Genomic DNA, 19,612 nt, shown 5'->3' on the forward strand with positions numbered 1-19,612 from the left:
AGGCCGGTGCGCTCGTAGTCGCCGCGGGGCGGCGCCTCGGCGTACGTGACGGACGGCATCCGCGTACGCCCTGAGTCGTAGCGGCGATCACGCCGGAGGGCGGATGCCCGCCGCGCGCGCTCGCACGATCCTGAAGGCCTTCACCCGAGGTCGAAGGAGAATCCAGTGGCAACCCAGGTCGCCAAGGGGAGCGGGTACGTGACCGCGTTCAAGGCCGTCACCGTGCTCAACGCGCTGGCCGTGCTAGCGCAGGCCGTGACGGCGGGACTGCTGATGAGCGGGGGAGGGGGGAGCCTGCACGGCATGGGGGCGAGCGCCGTGCACGCGCTGGGGCTGGCGCAGCTCGTGGTGGCCGTGCTGATGTGGCGGCCCGCACGCGGTCCGGGCTGGCCCGCGCTGGTCGGCCTGGTGGTGCTCCTGCTCGGGTTCGTCCAGTCCATGCTCGGCGGCTCCGGGGTGGTGGCCGCGCACGTGCCGCTCGGCATGGCGCTCTTCGGGCTCAGCGTGTGGCTGCTCGTCTGGGCCTGGCGCCGCTGAGGCAGACGCCGGGCGAGCGGGGGGTCATGCCGGGTTCCGGGCCAGGTGGTCGGCGTGGCGGATCGGCTCCGGGAGGCGGTAGCGCGGGGTCAGGCGCAGGACCTGCGTCGTGGCGGTGTCCAGGGAGATGCGATGTCCCTGGGAGACGTACACCGGTTTGACGCCGCGCTGCGTGCGCAGGGCCCGGCCGACCGTGGCCCCCTCGTGGATGATCGGCGTCCAGGCCCCGCGCTCCGCCCCCGGCGTCTCGTGCGTGCCGACGAACGGCGTCTTGCCCACGCCCAGCGCCGGCAGCCCCGTCAGCACACCGAGGTGGCACGCCAGGCCGAACCCGCGCGGATGCGCCAGCCCGTACCCGTCGCAGACCAGCAGATCAGGCGTCACCGTCAGCCGTTCGAGCGCCTCCACCAGGGCGGGCAGCTCGCGGAAGGCGAACAGCCCCGGCACGTACGGGAACGCCGCCTTCCCATGCGCCACCACCTGCTCCACGACCTCCAACGTGCCGGCGGCCAGGACGACCACCGCGGCGGCCAGGTCGTCGGAGCCGTGGTAGTGCACGTCCAGGCCGGCCACCAGCGTGAACGCGGTGGGCCCGGTCAGCTCGACGTGTCCGCGGAGCCGGTCCTGGATGGCCTCCGCCTCCGCGACGCCGGAGGGCCATGGATGAAGCCGGTCAATCTGCACCCGGCCTAAGCTATGCCCTTCACCCGCGAACCCGTTACCTGCGCTCGGCCTCACTGCCCGCCGTGGGGCCTGGTGCGTACGCGGGCACGCGGCCGAGACTGTAGGCATGCTGTCGTACTCCAGCTCCGCAGCCGACACGCCACTCCTCGGCGAGACCATCGGCGAGAACCTCGAACGCACAGCGGCCCGCTTCGGCGACCGGGAGGCCCTGGTCGACGTGCCCGCGGGCCGCCGGTGGACCTACACGCAGCTCAACGCCGACGTCGACGACCTCGCGCGAGCCCTGCTGGCCAGGGGCATCGCCAAGGGGGACCGGGTCGGCATCTGGGCGCCCAACCGCGCCGAATGGGTGCTCGTCCAGTACGCAACCGCCAAGATCGGCGCGATCCTCGTCAACGTCAACCCCGCCTACCGCACCCACGAGCTGAAGTACGTGGCCGAGCAGTCGGGCATGCGGCTGCTGATCAGCGCCCAGACCCACAAGGGCAGCGACTATCGCGCGATGGCCGAGGAGATCGGCCTCGCCGGCGTCGTCTATCTGGATGACCCGAGCTGGGACGCCCTGACCGCCGAGCGGGCCGACCGGTCCGCGCTGGAGGCCCGGATGGCCGAGCTGACCTTCGACGACCCGATCAACATCCAGTACACCTCGGGCACCACCGGCTTCCCGAAGGGCGCGACGCTGTCGCACCACAACATCCTCAACAACGGCTATTTCGTCGGCGAGCTGATCCACTACACCGAGGCGGACCGGATCTGCCTGCCGGTGCCGTTCTACCACTGCTTCGGCATGGTGATGGGCAACCTGGGCGCGACCTCGCACGGCTCCTGCGTCGTGATCCCGTCGCCGGGCTTCGACCCGGAGGCGACGCTGCGGGCGGTGCAGGAGGAGCGGTGCACGTCGCTGTACGGGGTCCCGACGATGTTCATCGCCGAATTGGCGCTGGCCGCGAAGTTCGACCTGTCCTCGCTGCGTACCGGGATCATGGCCGGTTCTCCGTGCCCCGTCGAGGTCATGAAGCGCGTCGTCGGCGAGATGAACATGCGCGAGGTCGCCATCTGCTACGGCATGACCGAGACCTCGCCGGTGTCCACGATGACCAGGTCCGACGACGACCTGGCGCGCAGGACCGAGACGGTGGGCCGGGTGATGCCGCACGTCGAGGTCAAGATCGTGCACCCGGAGACCCGGCTCACGGTGCCCAGGGGTGAGCCGGGCGAGCTGTGCACGCGCGGCTACTCGGTCATGCTCGGCTACTGGAACGAGCCGGACAAGACCGCCGAGGCCATCGACGAGGCGCGGTGGATGCGTACCGGAGACCTGGCGACCATGGACGACGACGGCTACGTCAACGTGGTCGGCCGGATCAAGGACATGATCATCAGGGGTGGCGAGAACGTCTACCCGCGCGAGATCGAGGAGTTCCTCTACAGCCATCCGGACATCGCCGACGTGCAGGTCATCGGGGTGCCGGACGAGAAGTACGGCGAGGAGGTGATGGCCTGGGTCGTCCTACGGGACGGCGCGCGGCCGCTGACGGTGGAGCAGGTCAGGGAGTTCTGCGCGGGGCGCCTGGCGCACTACAAGATCCCCCGGTACGTGCACGTCGTGGACGCGTTCCCGCTGACGGTGACCGGGAAGATCCGGAAGGTTGAGATGCGGGAGCGGTCGGTGGACCTGCTCGGCCTGCACACGGCGGCCGAGATCCGCAACGCGTAGCGGGGCGGCGTCGCGCCGCGGGCGGAGGTTGCCGCCCCCGCCCGCGGCCATGGTACAGACGGCCCATAGCATGTCGGCATGATCGTCGGAGAAGCGCTCGGCCTGCTCGCCGTCGGCGTCGTGGCCGGTGTGGTGAGCACGGTCGTGAGCCTCGCCTCGATCATCTCCTACCCCGCCCTGCTGGCCTTCGGCCTGCCCCCGCTGACCGCGAACGTCACCAACACCGTCGCCCTCGTCTTCACCGGCATCGGCGCGGCCGCCGGATCGCGGCCCGAGCTGGCCGGACAGGGCGGCCGGGTGCTCAGGCTCGGGCCGGTGGCGGCGCTCGGCGGCGCGGCGGGAGCGTTCCTGCTGCTGGTGACCCCGGCCAGGACGTTCGAGCTGATCGCGCCCTGGCTGATCGCGATGGCGTCGCTGCTGCTGGCCCGCCCGCCGTCCGGACGCGTGCACGGCGATCACGGGATTGCCGGGCGGGTGGCGCTGTTCATCGTGACGATCTACGTGGGCTACTTCGGGGCCGCGGGGGGCATCCTCGTGTTCGCCGTGCTCGCGGCCCTGCTCGACCATTCCGCCGCCAAGATCAACGCGATGAAGAACGTCATGACCGGACTGGCGAACGCGGTGGCGGCGCTCGGGTTCGCGCTCTTCGGGCCGGTGGACTGGGCGGCGGCCGGGCCGCTGGCAGCCGGGTTCCTGCTGGGCGGGTGGGTCGGGCCCAAGATCGTGCGGCGGATGCCCGGGAACAGCCTGCGCTACCTGGCGGCGGCCTGCGGGCTCGCGGTGGCGATCAAGCTGGGGTGGGACGCGTACTCACGCTGACGGCTCTGCGGGCGGCCGAGCTGGGCTGGGACGCGTACTCACGCTGACGGCTCCCCGGCGGCGACCGGCGCGACGGCGGCGGCGTCGCGGTCACGGCCATCGCTCCGGCCCCGCGACGACGCCCGTTGCGTGACAAGGGCGGCGAAGCGCAGCACCACCTGGTGCCAGATCGGGGTGGACACCGGTTCGTCGGCCACCGCCTTGGCGTACACCTCCTCGGGGTCGAAGCCCTTGGCCCGCCACTCGCGGATGCGCGTGGGCAGCACCTCGGGATGGAACTGCACGCCCCACGCCCGCTCGCCCACCCGGAACGCCTGGTACGGGCACGCGCGCGTCTCCGCCAGCCAGACGGCCCCGCCGGGAAGCCTGGTGACCGCGTCCTTGTGGTGCTCGATGGCGGGCACCACCTCGGGCAGGCCATGGAAGAGCGGGTCGCCGGCCGCCTCCGGCCTGATCGTGAGCGGGGTGCTGCCGTTCTCCGGCACGCCGGCGTCGCCGGTCACCTCGCCGCCCGCGACGTGGGCGAGCAGCTGCCCGCCCAGGCAGATGCCTAACAGCGGCACTCCCTCCGCCAGCGCCTGTGCCACGAGCCGCCGGGCATCGGCCAGCCACGGGGCGCGGTCGTCCTCGTCGGGCAGATAGCCGCCACCGAGCATGATCATGGCGTCGTGGTCGAGGCGGGCGGGCAGGGGAGCGCCCTCGTGGGCGAGCACCACGTCCAGCCGGAGCCCGGCGTCCGCCAGCCAGCCGCCCAGCCGGCTCGGGCCGCCGCTCCGGCTGTTCTGCACGATCAGGACGTCACCCATCGCAGGCCTCCGCCATCCAGTCGACGATCTGCTCGTCCACGCTCTCGACGCGGGTGAGCCAGAAGAAGCGCACGCTGCGCATCACCCCGCCCGGTCCACCGGGTCACGGCGCATCCCTGTCATGGCAGGTTGGCCGCCCTGGCGGTGTGGCGGAGCAGCAGCGCCGTCGTCACCGGGCCGACGCCGCCCGGCACCGGGGTCAGCGCCCCCGCCAGGCCCGCGACCGCGCCGGCGTCGACGTCCCCGGTCAGCCCGCCGTCCGCGGTGGGGTTGGTGCCGACGTCGATCACGACCGCGCCCGGCGCGACGTGCCCGGCGCCGATCAGCCCGGCCCGGCCGACGGCCGCCACCAGCACCTCCGCCGTGGAGGTGACGGCGGCCAGGTCGCGGGTGCGCGAGTGGCAGACGGTGACGGTGGCGTGCCGGTCGAGCAGCAGGTGCGCCAGCGGCTTGCCGACGACGGTCGAGCGGCCGACCACCACCGCCCGCCGCCCTTCCAGCTCCACCTCGTAGTGGTCGAGCAGGGCCATGACGGCCGCCGCCGTCGCGGGCGGGAAGGCCGGCAGCCCCGCGGCCAGCCGGCCGAGCGAGAGCGGGTTGGCGCCGTCGACGTCCTTGCGCGGATCGATGGCCGCGGCCAGCTTCTGCGCCGAGGCCCCGCCGGGGAGCGGGGTCTGCAGCATCACGCCGTGCACGCCGGACTCGCCGCTGAGCCGGGCGAGGGTCTCACCGATCTGCTCGGGGACGGCCCCGGGGCCCAGGTCGACGATGTCGCAGGCGATGCCCACGCCGGCGGCGGCCTTGGCGATCGACCGGACGTACCACAGGCTCGCCTCGTCGGCCGTGGCCACCACCACGGCCAGCCGCGGCTGGACGCCCGAGGCCGCCTCGGCCTGCGTCTGGGCTCTGATGGCGGCGGCCAGGTCCTTGCCGGACAGCGTCCTCACGATCTGATCTCCTCGCGTACTTCGGCGGTCACCCAGTCTGCCTTGGCGACGGCCGCGTCGACGCCGGAGACGCGGATGTTCAGCTCCGCGCGTACGTGATCGTCCTTGATGCCGCCCAGGTTGACCTCGACGTTCACCCTGGCCGTGGTGAGCGCGGCGCGCGCGGCCTCCGCCGCGGCGGCCACGTCGGTGATGACGTTGCGGTTGGCGATGGGCAGCAGCAGCTCGCACAGCTCGATCACCCTGGTGGCCGCCTCGATGACTTTGGCGGGCGGCCCGGCCGCGCCGGCCAGCGCCCTGGCGATCGCGGCGCTGCGCTCCTCGCCCTTGGGCAGGCGGTAGGCGTGGGTGACCGCCGTGAACGCCGCCACGTCCTCCTCGGCCAGCCGCAGCGTCCGCGCCCGCAGGGTGTCGGTCTCGGCGATCACGGAGACGACGGTCTCGGCGTGGCCGGCGTACTTCTCGCCGGTGCTGTAGCGGGCGACCATGCCGAGCAGCGCGGCGGCCTGCGCCGCGTGCAGCGCCGCCGAAGCGCCGCCGCCGGGCGCGGGCACCTTGTCGGCCAGCTCGGCCAGGAAGTCGACGATCTTTGAGTCGCGCATGGGGGCATTCTGCCAGGCCGGGCACCGCTCAATCGCGGTACATGGGCCGTGTGGCGTCCTCGGGACCGCCCTGCGGCAGGTACGGCGACACCGGCGCGCTGTACGCGGGTGAGTATTCGACGGGCTCGGCCCGGGACCGCCAGCGCGACGGGAACAGCGAGACGACGAGCAGCGCGACGCCGAGGAACAGCTGAACGCCCGTGCGGCCCACGGTCAGGTAGCCCGTCTGCAAGGCGCGGGGCAGCAAGTCGTCCGGCGCCACCCACAGGCCCATGATCTCCACCACGGGAACGACGCCCAGACCTGTGAACGCGAGGCCGCCGAGCAGCGAGGCGACGGGCGACAGGCGTGAGCCTGCCAGGAACCCCAGGAGGATCCCCGCGACCGCGAGCGCGCCAACCGCGAGCCACGAGATCCGGAACGCCGCCACGGCCTCGAGGCTTAGCTCGCCGACGCCGAACCACAGCGCGGCGGCGATCATCGGAGGGAGGAGCAGTCCCGCGACCACTCCCAGAACATGACGGGCACCGTTTGACATGATTGAACCCCGCTTGTTCGGCTGGGCCCCAACCTACCGCGCGAGGTTCCTCGGCGTGGCGTGGTCGGGGAGTCCAGCCCCCGGTCATGTTCCGGCAGGGCGCCGGCGTCGTACGGCGGGCCGTTTCTGCAAACTCGCTGTGAAAGCGTGCACCAGGGCTTTGCCACGGGCGGTGACCCCGGGCATCGTGGGCCGCATGAGACCCGCGATCCTGAAGACCGCACTCTGCGCCGTCATCGTGCTCCTGCTGGGCAGCGCGCCCGCGCAGGCCACCGCGAAGCCCGACACGTTCGCGCTGCCCAATGGGTTCCAGCCGGAGGGGATAGCGATCGGGCCCGGTCCCTTCGCCTACTTCGGCTCCCGCGCGACCGGTGACATCTACCGGGCCGACCTGCGTACCGGCGAGGGGGCCGTCATCAGCAAGGGGCCGGGCACGCCGTCGCTCGGGCTCAAGACCGACGGGCGCGGCCGGTTGTTCGTGGCCGGGGGGACGGGCGGCAACGCCCGCGTGATCGACCTGCGTACCGGGGAGGTCGTCAAGTCCTACCAGCTGACCACGGACCCGGCATTCGTCAACGACGTCATCCTCACCGGGCGCGCCGCCTACTTCACCGACTCGCGCAACCCCGTCCTGTACAAGCTCGAACTCGGGCGTGGCGGCGCGCTGCCCGGCGAGGCCGTCAAGATTCCGCTCACCGGCGCGATCCAGTACACGACCGGCAACAACGCCAACGGCATCGCCCCCAGCCCCGACCGCGAGTCGCTGCTGATCGTCCAGTCGAACACCGGCAAGCTGTTCGAGGCGAACCCGTCCACCGGTGTCACCACGGAGGTGGACCTGGGCGGCGAGTCGCTGGTCAACGGCGACGGGCTGCTGCTGTCCGGCCGCACCCTGTACGCCGTCCAGAACCGCCTCAACACGGTCGCCGCCATCGCCCTGACCCGCGACGGCTCGTCCGGGAAGATCGTCAAGCGGCTGACCGATCCGCGCTTCGACGTCCCCACCACGGTCGCCGCCTTCGGTGACCGCCTCTACCTGCCCAACGCCCGCTTCACCACCACCCCGACCCCCGACACGCCCTACTCCGTGGTCGCCGTCAAGCGCTGACGTCCTCCGGGCCGCGGCCTGGCCGCGTTCTTCGCATGCCGGTACGCGGCGCCGACCTCACCCGAGGACGGCGCCGCCGTAGGTCCTCGGCGGCTGCCGATGTGCGAACTAGCCCGGCGGACGCAGCGCCGCGAGCTGCTCCGCGAACGGCACGACGGCCTCCGGAGCGGCCTTCTCCTCGGGGACGCGCTGCAGCAGGCCGGCCAGTTCCCCGGCGGCGCGGTCGATGCGCTCGCCCAGGCCGTCGGTGAACGCGTCGCGCCCGCCACCCCAGTCCTCCGCCGCCGCGTAGACGGCCGTCGGGACGACGACGGCCCGCAGGTACGCGAACAGCGGCCGCAGAGCGTGCTCCAGCGCCAGCGAGTGCCGGGCGGTCCCGCCGGTGGCCGCGATCAGCACTGGCTTGCCCGCGAGCGCGGTGTTGTCCACCACGTCGAAGAACGACTTGAACAGCCCGCTGTAGGAGCCGCTGAAGATCGGCGTGACCGCGATCAGCCCATCCGCCTCGGTCACCGCCTCGATCGCGTCGCGCAGCCGGGTGTTGGGGAATCCGGTCACGAAGGCGTTGGCGACGTCCACGGCGAGCTCCCGCAGCTCGATCACGCGTACGTCCGCCTCCTCCGGCCCCGCCCGCCGGACCGTGGCCTCGGCCAGGCGGTCGGCGAGCAGGCGGGTGGAGGAGGGCTGGGTCAGTCCCGCCGTGACGACGACGAGCTTCATGAGTTCTCCTTGACGGGGGTCAGGCTTCGGCGGGCTCGGTGGCGGCCGCCTTGGCCGCGAGCAGCGAGGCGTGCACGGGCGCGCCGGGCACCTCGGCGGGCCGGTCCTTGGCGAACTCCCTGCGCAGCACCGGCACGACCTCCTCGCCCAGGATGTCGAGCTGCTCCAGCACGGTCTTCAGCGGCAGCCCCGCGTGGTCCATGAGGAACAGTTGACGCTGGTAGTCGCCGAAGAACTCCCTGAACTGCAGCGTCTTGTCGATGACCTGCTGCGGGCTGCCGACCGTGAGCGGCGTCTCGGCCGTGAACTCCTCCAGCGACGGCCCGTGACCGTACACGGGGGCGTTGTCGAAGTACGGGCGGAACTCGCGCACCGCGTCCTGGGAGTTCTTGCGCATGAACACCTGCCCGCCGAGGCCGACGATGGCCTGCTCGGGGGTGCCGTGGCCGTAGTGCGCGTACCGCTCCCGGTAGAGGCTGATCAGGCGCATGAAGTGCTCCTTCGGCCAGAAGATGTTGTTGGCGAAGAAGCCGTCGCCGTAGTAGGCGGCCTGCTCGGCGATCTCGGGGCTGCGGATCGAGCCGTGCCACACGAACGGCGGCACCCCGTCGAGCGGGCGCGGCGTCGAGGTGAAGCCCTGCAGCGGCGTGCGGAAGCGGCCCTCCCAGTCGACCACGTCCTCGCGCCACAGCTGGTGCAGCAGGGCGTAGTTCTCGATGGCGAGCGGGATGCCCTGCCGGATGTCCTGGCCGAACCACGGGTAGACGGGCCCGGTGTTGCCCCGGCCCAGCATGAGGTCCACCCGTCCGTCCGCCAGGTGCTGCAGCATGGCGAAGTCCTCGGCGATCTTCACCGGGTCGTTGGTGGTGATCAGCGTGGTCGCGGTGGACAGGATGAGGCGCTCGGTCCTGGCGGCGACGTACCCGAGCATCGTGGTGGGGGAGGACGGCACGAACGGCGGGTTGTGGTGCTCGCCCGTGGCGAACACGTCGAGCCCGACCTCCTCGGCCTTGAGCGCGATCGCCACCATCGCCTTGATCCGCTCATGCTCGGTCGGCGTCCGGCCGGTCGTGGGGTCCATGGTCACGTCGCCCACGCTGAAGATCCCGAACTGCACTTTAGTCACCATCCATGACTGTTGAATCTTTGACGGCTACGGTAGCGTCAAGCCCTCCTGGGATATTCCATCATCTTCGGGGCGCGTTCAGCCCTCCCGCTGTGCGGTCCGGGCGCGGAACGCGGCCGCCTTCGCCCGGTTGCCGCACCCGCGCATGTCGCACCAGCGACGGGTGCGCCGGTGTGAGGCGTCGATGTAGAGCCGCGTGCAGGGCGTCGCCTCGCACTCCCGGATCAGCGCCGCCTGCGGGCCGCCGAGCAGCTCGGCGGCCGCCCGTGCCGCACTGGAGAGCGCCGCCCACAGGTCGCCGGCCCGCTCCACGCCATGCCCGGTCAGCGTCACGCTCGCCGTCGGGTGCTGGGCCGCCCGGTTGACCACGTCCCGGTCGGCCGCCTCGTAGGGGGCTCCAGCGCGGGCCGCGGACGCGAGCCGGTAGATCGCCTCCCGCAACGCGGCCGCCAGGCGGAGGTCGTCGCCGCTCACGACGGGCGGCGCGTCGAGGAGGCCGGCCGCGACCGTCCACCGCGCCAGGTCCGCGGGCGTCGCCAGCAGGTCGATGCGCTCGCTCCGCCGGTGCCCGATCGTGCCGGCCAGGTCGAGACCGAGGTTCCCGCTGACGAAGGCGAAGTCCATGGCTCCCATGGTAACCGGATTGACAAGTTACTTCTGAGGCTGCCAGGGTGAGTAACCGCCAAATGCGGTTATTGATGAAGGGTGTGGGTCCGTGGCGATATCGCTCTCCACCGCCGGCGGCAGGACGGGCCGCCGTTACGGGGCCAGGCACCGATGGGTCGTGCTGGCCGTGGGCGTCGGGGCGCAGGGCAGCTTCGCGGCGATGTTCTCCGGCATACCGGTCACCGGGATCGCGATGCGTGCCGGCTACCACCTGTCCACCGGGGCGCTCGGGCTGGTGCTGGCGTGCCTGGGGCTGGGCGTGGCGGTGTCCGACATCGCGTGGGGGCTGCTGACCGACAGGTTCGGGGACCGGCGCATCCTGCTCATCGGACTGACCTCGACCGGCGCGCTGCTGGCCCTGATGGCCGCCGCCGTCACACCAGGGGACGGCGCGGGGGTGGTCGCGCTGGCGCTTTGCCTGCTGGCCGCCGGAGCGCTGGGCGGCAGCGTCAACGGCGCCTCCGGGCGCGCGATCATGACGTGGTTCGCCGACGGGGAGCGGGGGCTCGCGATGAGCATCCGCCAGACGGCCATCCCGGCGGGCGGGGCGGTGGGCGTCGCCCTGCTGCCCTGGCTGGCCGGGTCGTACGGCTTCCACGCGGTCTACGCCGTCCCCGCCGCCCTCTGCCTGCTCGCGGCGGCGGCCACCTGGCGCTGGCTCCACGAACCGGACGCGCCGCCGCCCCCCGCCCCATCGCCGCCCCGCCAGACACCTGCGACGCGCCACGTCCCGGCGGGGGACGAGGCACTGACGGATCGCCGGCCGGCCGCGACCGGGGAGCCGGCGGCAGCACGGAATGCGACGCCGCGCGACGCGGAGGCGTTGGTGCGCTCGCCGTTGCTGCGATGGGACGTGTGGAGGGTGGCGCTGGCCAGCGCCCTGCTGACCGTCCCACAGTTCGCCGTCCTGTCCTTCACGGCGATCTTCCTGCACGACGTCAAAGGCGAGGGCGCGGCGCTGGCCAGCGTCACGGTCCTGATCGCCCAGATAGGCGGCGGCGCGGCGCGCATCTGGACCGGCCGGCGCACCGACCGGCGCGGAAACCGCCGCACCTACCTGCGCGGCATCGGCGCGCTCACCGGCGTCGCCATGGCCGCCGCCGCCGTCCTGACGGCCGCCCCCACCCCTGTCACGGTGGCCGCCCTGGCGCTCGGCGGGCTGCTGGCCAACTCCTGGCACGGCGTCGCCTACACGGAGATCGCCGCCATGGCGGGCGCGGCCAGGGCGGGCACCGCGCTCGGCCTGGAAGGCACGACCGTGTTCGCCGCCGCGTTCCTCACCCCGCTGCTCATCCCCGTCCTCCTCGCGGCCGGCTCCTGGGAGGCGGTGTGGGCGGTCGCGGCGGCGGCGGCGCTGCTGGCCATCCCGCTCGCCCCCGGCCGGGAGGTCAGAGTGCGTTGATGTCCGCGGGCCCGAGGATCCGCTTGGGCGCGCCGCGCTCGGCCACCGTGATCATGGCCTGGCCGATCCGCTCGGTCGTGGTCACCGCCGCCGGGAACAGCCGCCGCAGCACCGGATAGAGCGGGCGCGTCACCATGTAGGCCAGCCGGTAGAGCCGGGTGCGCGAGGTGACGCCGTGCATCGGCTGGATGTAGCCGGGCCGGAACATGTACGCCTGCAACGGCAGCGCCAGCAGCGCGTTCTCGGTCGCCCCCTTCACCCTGGCCCACATCGCCCGCCCCTGTGCGTCGGTCCCGACGCCCGACACGTACACGAACGTCGAGCCGGGGTTGAGCCGGGCCAGGGTGCCGGCCACGGACATCGTGTAGTCGTAGGTGATGCGCCGGTAGTCCTTCTCGCTCATCCCCGCCGACGAGACGCCCAGGCAGAAGAAGCACGCGTCGAAGCCGGCCAGCTCGTCCTCGATCTCCGCCAGGTCGAGCAGGTCGCCGTGGGTGATCTCGCGCAGCTTGGGGTGGCTGGTGGAGGCCGGGGTGCGGCCGACCGTGAGCACGGCCGACACCCGGTCGTCGAGCAGGCATTCCCTGAGCACGCCCCGCCCGATCATGCCGGTCGCCCCGAAGATGATCACGTTCATGGCGGGCCGCCCCGATCGTCTCGATGATGTCGTCAGGGAGAGGATAGGGGCGAGGGCGTCCAAGCCCTCGTGAGTGAGGGGGCAGGTGTCGTCGGCGAGCGCATCCAGGATCGTCCGAGTTGTGTCATCTGGGCGGGATATCTGCCGGCACCGTGCCGGAGAGCTCGAAGCATTGATCGGATGTCAGCGGGCGCCAACCGCGTTCGACTGACCGGCGGCATTGTTCGGGGTTGTCGCCTGCGCTGGTGAACAGGGCGGACAGCAGCGGCACGCCGTGGGCGAGCGTTTGACGGGGCAAGGGGCCGGTCGCGACCAGTGATGCCAGTCCATGACCGATGGTCCAGCTCTGCGTAGCCAGCTCCAGCGGGTTGATGTCGTCACGAAAGCGACCGGCGGCCGTGGCCCGTTCGACGCCGCGAACCAGACAGTGCAGTGTGTCATCCGCGGCCGCGGCGTCCTCGAGCTCGAATGCGGCGTCGAACATGACCCGGTAGAGATCGGGACTGGCCAGGGCGTTGGACAGGTACGCGGCGCCGAGGGCGGCCAGGTCCCGCACCGGATCCGCCGACGGCGAGACTGCGGCGAGCCGGTCCGCCAGGCGAGTGAACCCTTCCTGCCGCACGGCCTTCCACAGGCCGTCCATGCCGCCGAAGTAGGTGTAGACGGCCATGGTCGAGACGCCGGTTCCGGCCACCAGCGAGCGGAGCGTGACCGGCTGCCGAACGGCGAGCAGCTGCGCGGCCCGGTCGATCAGCAGCGAGCGGACCGCCGGATCCTTCACCCTCACCATGGCATCACAATACATAACATTGCTATGTTTTCGGCGGATGCCGAACCGCCTGTGCCGATTCAAAGGAGCAGACATGACCGTGACGCTGGTCAACCCCGACGGACTGCCGAAGCCCGACGTCTACCGCCAACTGTCGATCGCCACCGGGTCCAAACTGGTGTTCCTGGCGGGCCAGGTGGCCCGCGACGCTGAGGGCCGGCGAGTTGGCGAAGGAGATCTGGCCGCTCAGGTCGAGCAGGCCTACCTCAATATCGGCACCGCCCTGGCCGCGGTCGGCGGATCCTTCGATGACGTGGCCAAGCTGACCATCTACGTCGTCGATTGGACACCCGACAAGATGCCGCTGCTGGGAGAGGGCGTCGGCCGGGCGGCCGCGAAGCTCGGGGTCGACCCGGTCAAGCCGATCACCCTGCTGGGCGTCGCGGCGCTGGGAGAACCCGATCTGCTGGTCGAGGTCGAAGCCACCGCCGTCATCGACTGAATCGGGGCACTTCGGACACGCCCGTCGACCTCCCGTGTCGGCGGGCGTGCTGCCCCGGTCCCGGCCGCGGGCGCGCCTGCCACGCCGCCGCCGTGGCCTGCGCCACGGCTTCCTGCCGATGCGGTGCCGGTCAGCCGGCGGCCAGCGTCCCGGCGCGCCGGTGCAAGCCGGCGGCGAACTGCTCGGCCTGGCTCAGCTGGGTGCGCAACGCCTCGCAGCGCTCACGGGCGGCCTGCTCGAAGCGGCCCAGCCGCGCCAGCAGCTGCGCGCGCTCGGCCGCGCCGAGAGCCGCCGCGCCGGTGTCGTCGAGGCCGGCCTCATCAAGCCGGTCGGTGATGGCCAGCAACTCGCCCATCTCCTCCAGTGTGAAGCCGAGCGGCTTCATCCGGCGGATCACCATCAGCCGGGCCACATCGGCCTCGGTGTAGAGACGGAATCCGCCCTGGCTGCGCGCCGAGGGCCGCACCAAGCCCACCTCGTCGTAGTGCCGGATGGTCCGCAGCGACAGCTCCGTCCGCGCCGCCACCTGCCCGATGTGCAGGTGATCTGCGCCACTGCCGGCAGAAGCCGGAACCTCGCCATCCGCGGCGGAAAGCGCCGATCCGTCCATCTTTTCGCATGACCTCACTGCTCGGCTGGTGGCGGCGGTGCGGGCAGCCACGCCCGGCCCGGCCAAATCTCTACCCTAACGTTAAGGTAGAGTTCCCGATGGGTGGACCGCGGAGGCGCGTTCCGGTGCGGACAGGCCGGCACCCCGCCGTGACCTGCCCGCGGTAGCGCCGCCGTCGTCGCCCGGGGTGCCGCCCTCTTCGACCGGGGCACGCCTGCGCACGTGCCCCGCGGCCCTGCTTCGGCCGCCTCCTCGCCTGCTGCCGCCGCCCCCGGCTGGTGGCACGCTGCCCGCTGCCCCCGTCGGGGCGCTCACGTTGAAGGACGCCTGTTGCCCAGCTCATCCACGCCCGCCCGGTCCGCGACCCTGGCCGCCCGCTTGCGGCCCGGCCGCCCAGCCTGGCTGAAGCCCTCGGTGGCCCGTACCGAGGTCCTGTCCGGCCTGGTCGTCGCCCTCGCCCTGATCCCTGAGGCGATCTCGTTCTCCATCATCGCCGGGGTCGACCCGAGCGTCGGCCTGTTCGCCTCCTTCACCATGGCCGTGGTCATCGCCATCGTCGGCGGCCGCCCCGCGATGATCTCCGCCGCCACCGGCGCCATCGCCCTGGTCGTCGCCCCGCTGGTGCGCGAGCACGGCCTCGGCTACCTGATCGCCACCGTCATCCTCGGCGGCCTCATCCAGGTCGCGCTCGGCGCGCTCGGTGTGGCCAAGCTGATGCGCTTCGTGCCCCGCAGCGTAATGGTCGGCTTCGTCAACGCCCTGGCGATCTTGATCTTCATGGCGCAGGTGCCCGAACTCATCGACGTGCCCTGGATCGTCTATCCGCTGGTCGGCGGCGCGCTGGCGCTGATGGTGTTCCTGCCCCGACTGACCAAGGCGGTCCCGGCCCCGCTGATCTCCATCGCCGCGCTCACCGCGCTCACCGTCGGCGCCCACCTGGCCGTGCCCACTGTCGGCGACCGCGGCGTGCTGCCCTCCGCCCTGCCCGTCCCCGGCCTGCCGGACGTGCTCTTCACGCTCGGCACCCTCGCCCTCATCGCGCCGTACGCGCTCGGCTTCGCCCTGGTCGGCCTGATGGAGTCGCTGATGACCGCCAAGCTGGTGGACGACCTGACCGACACACACTCCTCCAAGACCCGCGAGTCCATCGGCCAGGGCATCGCCAACATCGTCACCGGCTTCTTCGGCGGCATGGGCGGCTGCGCCATGATCGGCCAGACTATGATCAACGTCAAGAACGGCGCCCGCACCCGCCTGTCCACCTTCACCGCCGGCGCGCTGCTCATGGTGCTGTGCATCGTCTTCGGCCCGCTGGTCTCCCAGATCCCGATGGCCGCTCTGGTCGCCGTCATGATCCTGGTCTCGTTCGGCACCTTCGACTGGCACTCCGTCGCCCCGGCCACCCTCAAGCGCCTGCCGGCCGGCGAGATCACCGTCATGGTCGTCACCGTCGCCGTCGTGGTCGCCACCCACAACCTGGCCATCGGCGTCGTCGTCGGCTCGCTCACCGGCCTGGTCATCTTCGCCCGCCGCGTCGCCCACCTGGCCGGCGTCACCGCCTGCCTCGACCCCGACGGCCGCCAGGTCGTCTACGCCGTCACCGGCGAGCTGTTCTTCGCCTCCAGCAACGACCTGGTCTCCCAGTTCAACTACGCCACCGACCCCGACGACGTGGTCATCGACCTGACCGACGCCCACATCTGGGACGCCTCCTCCGTCGCCGCCCTGGACGCCGTCGAGGCCAAGTACGCCGCCCGCGGCAAAACCGTACAGATCATCGGCCTGAACCAGCCCAGCGCCCGCATGCACGACGCCTTGTCCGGCGAACTGTCCGGCAGCCACTGACACCGATGTCGAACCGGCGTCACGGCTGCATGGCCTTGGTCCGGTGCACGGCCTGGAGCAGCCCGATCGCCAGCAGCCCGGCGACCGTGGCGGAGCCGCCGTACGACACGAACGGCAGCGGCACGCCCACGATCGGCATGAGCCCCACCGTCATGCCGACGTTCAGGAAGGTCTGGAACGCCAGCCACGACACCACGCCGCCGGCCAGCACGGTCCCGTACGGCGAGGCGCTGTGCCGGGCGATCGACAGCCCGCGCCACAGCAGCGCCCCCATGACCAGCACGATGGCGGCGGCCCCGGCGAAGCCGAGCTCCTCGCCCGCGACGGTGAAGATGAAGTCCGTGTGCTGCTCGGGCACGAAGTGCCCGGCCGTCTGCTCGCCGTTGAACAATCCCTTGCCGGTGAGCCCGCCGGAGCCGATCGCGATGCGGGCCTGGGCGGCGTTGTACCCGACGCCGCCCGGGTCGGCGGCGGGGTTGGCCAGCACGAGCAGCCGTTCGATCTGGTACGGCCGCACCAGCCCGAGCTTCCACGCCGCCGCGCCCGCGCCCGCGGCCCCCAGGACGAGCACCAGGAGCCACCGCTTGGGCGCCCCCGACACCAGCAGCGCCCCGGTCACCATGGCCGCGAACACCAGCATCGTCCCCACGTCCGGCTGCAACGCGATCAGCCCGATCGGCACCGCGGCCAGCATCAGCGCCAGCAGCACCCCGCCGAACCCGGGCCGGCTCTGCCCGTCGCGCAGCTCGCCCAGCGGCACCGCGAACGCCAGCGCCAGGGCCACCTTGGCGAACTCCGACGGCTGGAACTGCACGCCGGGCGCCAGCACGATCCACGAGTGCGCCCCGTTGACCCGCACGCCGAGCGGGGTCAGCACGCCCGCCAGCGAGATCAGCGCCAGCACGTACGCCAGCGGCACGTACGCCCGCAGCACCCGCAGATCGCACCGGGAGACGAACCACATCAGCACCAGCCCGATCCCGACGCTCACCGCCTGCCGGACCAGCAGCGCGAAGTCGCCCCCCACCCGCGTGGCCGACCACACCAGCAGCAGCCCGACGGCGGACAAGGCCAGGGCGAGCAACGTCAGGATCCGGTCCGGCGGGGCCAGCGTCGGCGCCCACACGATCCGCCGCTTCCCGGCCACCGCGATCATCGCCGCTCCTGTGTTGAATGGTCGCGCTCACTTGGCCCTCGCTGGTCACGCGAGCTACCGCTCTCGGGCCTGAACGCTCGCCGCTCCGCCAGGCTCAGGATGCCTTCCCAGATGTCGCGGGCCGCCGGCGCCGCGCCCTCCGCGCCCCGGCCGCCCTCCGACAGCATGACGACCACGGTGTAGCCGGGATCCGGCGCGAACGAGGCGAACCAGGAGGTGTCCCGCCGCCCGAACGACTCCGCCGTCCCCGTCTTCCCCGCCACCGCGATCTTGCCGAACGGGAACCCGTCGAAGGCACCCTCGGCCGTACCCTTCCTCGGCACCTGGCTCAGCGCGTTCCTGATGAACCGCAGTGTGTCCGCCGAGGCGGGCAGCCGTCCCGCCACCGGCGGCGTGATCGTCCTGACCGTGGTCCCGTCAGGGCGGACGATCTTGTGGCCGACGCGGGGGCTGTGCAGGGTGCCGCCGTTGGCGATGGCCGCGTACGCCCGCGCCAGCTGCAGCGGCGTGACCAGCACGCCGCCCTGCCCGATGGAGAAGTTGGCCGCGTCGCCGCCGCGCCACACGCCGCCGCCGTGGCAGTTCTCCTTGGCGATCGCGGTCAGGTACGCCGCCCGCCCCCTGTCGGCCATCTCCGGGTAGCCCTTGACGGCCCGGCGGCAGCTCTCCGCCCGCGTCGCCTGCCACAGCGCCTTCTTCGACGCCGGGTCCGGCACCGCCCCGGCCGCCTCGCCCGGCAGGTCCACCCCGGTCGGCTTGCCGAAGCCGAACTCGCGGGCGGTCTCCTGCAGGACCTCCGAGCCGCGCTGCCACAGCTCGTCGGCCAGCCGGTAGAAGATCGTGTCGCATGACTCGACGAGCGCGCCGTGCATGGTCATCAGGCCGAGGTCGGCGCTGGCGAAGTTCCTGAACACCCGGTTGCCGACCGTGTAGCCGCTCGGGCAGTCGTAGAAGGCGCCGAGCCCGTACCCGGCCGTCGCGGCGGCCGCCACCGAGGCGACCTTCCACGTGGAGCCGGGCGCCCACTGGCCCTGCACGGCCTGCGACAGCAGCGGCAGCCGCTTGTACTCGCGGGCGGTCACGCCGTCGGTCCACACGGCCGGGTCGTAGGCGGGCAGCCCGGCCAGCGCGACCAGCCGCCCTGTCGCCGACTCCATCACCACGGCCGCGCCCGAGGTGCCGCCGCTGCCGGCCAGCGCGCGGTCGAGCGCCTGCTCGGCGATGCCCTGGATTCGGGAGTCGATGCTGGTCACGAGCGTCTCGCCGGGGACCGGCGGGTCCTGGCGGAGGGTCCTGGTGACCCGGCCGGTGTTGTCCACGGCCACCTCGCGCTTGCCTGGCCGCCCGGCCAGCTCCCGGTCGTACCCGCCTTCGAGCCCGGCGCGGCCTTTGGCGCCCTGCACGTACCCCAGGGTGTGTGCCGCCGCCGCGCCGAACGGGTAGACCCGCACCGGGCGCAGCTCCGTGCGGACGCTGGGGAAGTCCTGCTGCCGCTCGCTGATCTGCAGCGCCACCGGCACCGTGACGCCCTCGGCGACCGGGATCGGCTCGTACGGCGAGCCCTGCCAGCACGGCTGCGGCACTCGCGGCCCGCACAGCCGGACCTTCTCCGCGATCTGCTGGTACGGCTGCCCCAGCACCTTGCCCAGCCGGGTCAGCACCGCCCGCCCGCCGTCGGGCTGGTGGGCCAGCGCCACGGCGTCGACCGTGACGACCGGCCTGGTCCTGTTCGTCGCCAGGGGACGCCCGGCCACGTCGACGATCTGGCCCCGGACCGGCGGCAGCGACACCGTTCTGATCCGCACGTCGTCCGCCGCCCGCGCGTATTCGGCGCCGCTGACCACCTGCAGGAACCACAGCCTGCCGACCAGCGTGAGCACCATCGCCGTGACGACGAGCCGCAGCACGAATAATCGGGCACTAGACACGGCGCAGCACCTCCCGAGCCGGCCGCCGCCGCATCAGGACGACGCTCACCAGCGCGCCGACCACCACCGTCCAGCCCAGCGTCCAGGGCAGCGCCGCGATCACCGACGTCCACGGCTCGTCGCCGAGCGCCACGGCCGCGCCCGCCTGAAGCAGCGTGCCAAGAGCGGCGCACACGGCGCCGACGAGCAGCGGCTTGGGCTCACGCGACCGCCCTTCCGGAAGTTGCCTGCCCTCCTGCCACCGCCCGGCCAGCAGGCCGGTCACCGCCAGCGCCAGCGCCGTCCGCCCCACCGTGCCATCGGCGGGCGGCGTCACGTCGGCGATCAGCCCGCCGGCCAGCCCGGTCACGCAGCCCCAGACCGGCCCCCTGGCCAGCGCCAGCCACACCACGGCCAGCGTCACCAGGTCCGGCCCGCCCCAGGGGAACCGGTTGACCAGCAGCACCTGCAGCAGCGGAGCCGCCACCAGCAACAGCACCAGTCCCACGGC

At 72.4% G+C, this 19,612-nt stretch carries 21 protein-coding genes; 7 read left to right on the forward strand and 14 right to left on the reverse strand.

The annotated features are described in order from the left end of the window. Positions 1 to 165: 165 nt before the first annotated feature. Positions 166 to 537, forward strand: a complete 372-nt coding sequence (locus ACTMTI_RS31965) for a hypothetical protein (protein WP_441124362.1) — start codon at positions 166 to 168, stop codon at positions 535 to 537. A gap of 24 nt (positions 538 to 561) precedes the next feature. Here ACTMTI_RS31965 and ACTMTI_RS31970 read toward each other — a convergent pair whose 3' ends face one another. Continuing rightward, a complete protein-coding gene (locus ACTMTI_RS31970; protein WP_441124363.1) occupies positions 562 to 1,221 on the reverse strand; it encodes an endonuclease V in 660 nt (219 codons plus the stop codon). Positions 1,222 to 1,327: 106 nt separating this feature from the next. Here ACTMTI_RS31970 and ACTMTI_RS31975 point away from each other — a divergent pair, with 106 nt between their 5' ends. Both ACTMTI_RS31975 and ACTMTI_RS31980 read left to right on the forward strand, forming a co-directional pair. Continuing rightward, the gene (locus tag ACTMTI_RS31975; protein WP_441124364.1) at positions 1,328 to 2,941 is read left to right on the forward strand and encodes an AMP-binding protein; all 1,614 of its coding nucleotides are present in this window, start codon (positions 1,328 to 1,330) and stop codon (positions 2,939 to 2,941) included. A gap of 78 nt (positions 2,942 to 3,019) precedes the next feature. After that, the gene (locus tag ACTMTI_RS31980) at positions 3,020 to 3,760 is read left to right on the forward strand and encodes a sulfite exporter TauE/SafE family protein (protein WP_441124365.1); all 741 of its coding nucleotides are present in this window, start codon (positions 3,020 to 3,022) and stop codon (positions 3,758 to 3,760) included. 38 nt (positions 3,761 to 3,798) lie between these two features. Here ACTMTI_RS31980 and ACTMTI_RS31985 read toward each other — a convergent pair whose 3' ends face one another. From ACTMTI_RS31985 to ACTMTI_RS32000, 4 genes are all read right to left on the reverse strand, one after another. Next, positions 3,799 to 4,566 carry a type 1 glutamine amidotransferase gene (locus ACTMTI_RS31985; RefSeq protein WP_441124366.1) on the reverse strand — a complete coding sequence of 256 codons (768 nt, stop codon included), beginning with the start codon at positions 4,564 to 4,566 and terminating at the stop codon, positions 3,799 to 3,801. Positions 4,567 to 4,685: 119 nt separating this feature from the next. Next, positions 4,686 to 5,513, reverse strand: a complete 828-nt coding sequence (locus ACTMTI_RS31990; protein ID WP_441124367.1) for a bifunctional 5,10-methylenetetrahydrofolate dehydrogenase/5,10-methenyltetrahydrofolate cyclohydrolase — start codon at positions 5,511 to 5,513, stop codon at positions 4,686 to 4,688. Beyond that, a complete protein-coding gene (locus tag ACTMTI_RS31995) occupies positions 5,510 to 6,115 on the reverse strand; it encodes a cyclodeaminase/cyclohydrolase family protein (RefSeq protein WP_441124368.1) in 606 nt (201 codons plus the stop codon). The genes ACTMTI_RS31990 and ACTMTI_RS31995 overlap by 4 nt, the downstream gene beginning before the upstream one ends. A gap of 28 nt (positions 6,116 to 6,143) precedes the next feature. Then, on the reverse strand, positions 6,144 to 6,596 hold the full coding sequence (locus ACTMTI_RS32000; protein WP_441124369.1) for a hypothetical protein: 453 nt from the start codon (positions 6,594 to 6,596) through the stop codon (positions 6,144 to 6,146). 253 nt (positions 6,597 to 6,849) lie between these two features. Here ACTMTI_RS32000 and ACTMTI_RS32005 point away from each other — a divergent pair, with 253 nt between their 5' ends. Next, on the forward strand, positions 6,850 to 7,761 hold the full coding sequence (locus tag ACTMTI_RS32005; RefSeq protein WP_441124370.1) for a superoxide dismutase: 912 nt from the start codon (positions 6,850 to 6,852) through the stop codon (positions 7,759 to 7,761). A gap of 108 nt (positions 7,762 to 7,869) precedes the next feature. Here ACTMTI_RS32005 and ACTMTI_RS32010 read toward each other — a convergent pair whose 3' ends face one another. From ACTMTI_RS32010 to ACTMTI_RS32020, 3 genes are all read right to left on the reverse strand, one after another. After that, positions 7,870 to 8,481, reverse strand: a complete 612-nt coding sequence (locus ACTMTI_RS32010) for an FMN reductase (protein ID WP_441124371.1) — start codon at positions 8,479 to 8,481, stop codon at positions 7,870 to 7,872. A 19-nt stretch (positions 8,482 to 8,500) separates the two neighbouring features. Then, positions 8,501 to 9,598: an LLM class flavin-dependent oxidoreductase gene (locus ACTMTI_RS32015; protein ID WP_441124372.1), complete on the reverse strand. Its 1,098-nt coding sequence runs from the start codon at positions 9,596 to 9,598 to the stop codon at positions 8,501 to 8,503. Positions 9,599 to 9,685: 87 nt separating this feature from the next. Next, on the reverse strand, positions 9,686 to 10,231 hold the full coding sequence (locus ACTMTI_RS32020; protein ID WP_441124373.1) for a CGNR zinc finger domain-containing protein: 546 nt from the start codon (positions 10,229 to 10,231) through the stop codon (positions 9,686 to 9,688). A gap of 91 nt (positions 10,232 to 10,322) precedes the next feature. On the opposite strand from ACTMTI_RS32020, the gene ACTMTI_RS32025 reads away from it, so the two are divergent. After that, on the forward strand, positions 10,323 to 11,675 hold the full coding sequence (locus ACTMTI_RS32025; RefSeq protein WP_441124374.1) for an MFS transporter: 1,353 nt from the start codon (positions 10,323 to 10,325) through the stop codon (positions 11,673 to 11,675). On the opposite strand, the gene ACTMTI_RS32030 is transcribed toward ACTMTI_RS32025, so the two are convergent. Both ACTMTI_RS32030 and ACTMTI_RS32035 read right to left on the reverse strand, forming a co-directional pair. After that, positions 11,662 to 12,312 (reverse strand): NAD(P)H-binding protein, encoded by a 651-nt coding sequence (locus ACTMTI_RS32030; RefSeq protein ID WP_441124375.1) that lies wholly within the window; start codon positions 12,310 to 12,312, stop codon positions 11,662 to 11,664. The genes ACTMTI_RS32025 and ACTMTI_RS32030 overlap by 14 nt on opposite strands. A 124-nt stretch (positions 12,313 to 12,436) precedes the next feature. Beyond that, on the reverse strand, positions 12,437 to 13,177 hold the full coding sequence (locus ACTMTI_RS32035) for a TetR/AcrR family transcriptional regulator (protein ID WP_441124376.1): 741 nt from the start codon (positions 13,175 to 13,177) through the stop codon (positions 12,437 to 12,439). On the opposite strand from ACTMTI_RS32035, the gene ACTMTI_RS32040 reads away from it, so the two are divergent. Beyond that, a complete protein-coding gene (locus ACTMTI_RS32040; RefSeq protein WP_441124377.1) occupies positions 13,176 to 13,583 on the forward strand; it encodes a RidA family protein in 408 nt (135 codons plus the stop codon). The genes ACTMTI_RS32035 and ACTMTI_RS32040 overlap by 2 nt on opposite strands. Before the next feature lie 130 nt (positions 13,584 to 13,713). Here the strand turns inward: ACTMTI_RS32040 and ACTMTI_RS32045 are convergent, their stop codons facing one another. Beyond that, positions 13,714 to 14,193 carry a MerR family transcriptional regulator gene (locus ACTMTI_RS32045; RefSeq protein WP_441124378.1) on the reverse strand — a complete coding sequence of 160 codons (480 nt, stop codon included), beginning with the start codon at positions 14,191 to 14,193 and terminating at the stop codon, positions 13,714 to 13,716. A gap of 366 nt (positions 14,194 to 14,559) precedes the next feature. On the opposite strand from ACTMTI_RS32045, the gene ACTMTI_RS32050 reads away from it, so the two are divergent. Next, positions 14,560 to 16,038 carry a SulP family inorganic anion transporter gene (locus ACTMTI_RS32050; protein ID WP_441124528.1) on the forward strand — a complete coding sequence of 493 codons (1,479 nt, stop codon included), beginning with the start codon at positions 14,560 to 14,562 and terminating at the stop codon, positions 16,036 to 16,038. Positions 16,039 to 16,057: 19 nt separating this feature from the next. Here ACTMTI_RS32050 and rodA read toward each other — a convergent pair whose 3' ends face one another. From rodA to ACTMTI_RS32065, 3 genes are read right to left on the reverse strand one after another with little or no spacing between them, the layout of a single operon-like run. Then, a complete protein-coding gene (rodA, locus tag ACTMTI_RS32055) occupies positions 16,058 to 17,194 on the reverse strand; it encodes a rod shape-determining protein RodA (RefSeq protein WP_441124379.1) in 1,137 nt (378 codons plus the stop codon). Next, positions 17,191 to 19,122, reverse strand: coding sequence for a penicillin-binding protein 2 (gene mrdA / locus ACTMTI_RS32060; protein ID WP_441124380.1), 1,932 nt, complete (start codon positions 19,120 to 19,122; stop codon positions 17,191 to 17,193). The genes rodA and mrdA overlap by 4 nt, the downstream gene beginning before the upstream one ends. Continuing rightward, complete coding sequence (locus ACTMTI_RS32065; protein ID WP_441124381.1) at positions 19,115 to 19,609, reverse strand: rod shape-determining protein MreD; 495 nt, start codon at positions 19,607 to 19,609, stop codon at positions 19,115 to 19,117. The genes mrdA and ACTMTI_RS32065 overlap by 8 nt, the downstream gene beginning before the upstream one ends. Positions 19,610 to 19,612 lie beyond the last annotated feature (3 nt).

Source organism: Nonomuraea sp. H19, from assembly GCF_052068215.1.
Classification (GTDB): Bacteria; Actinomycetota; Actinomycetes; order Streptosporangiales; family Streptosporangiaceae; genus Nonomuraea.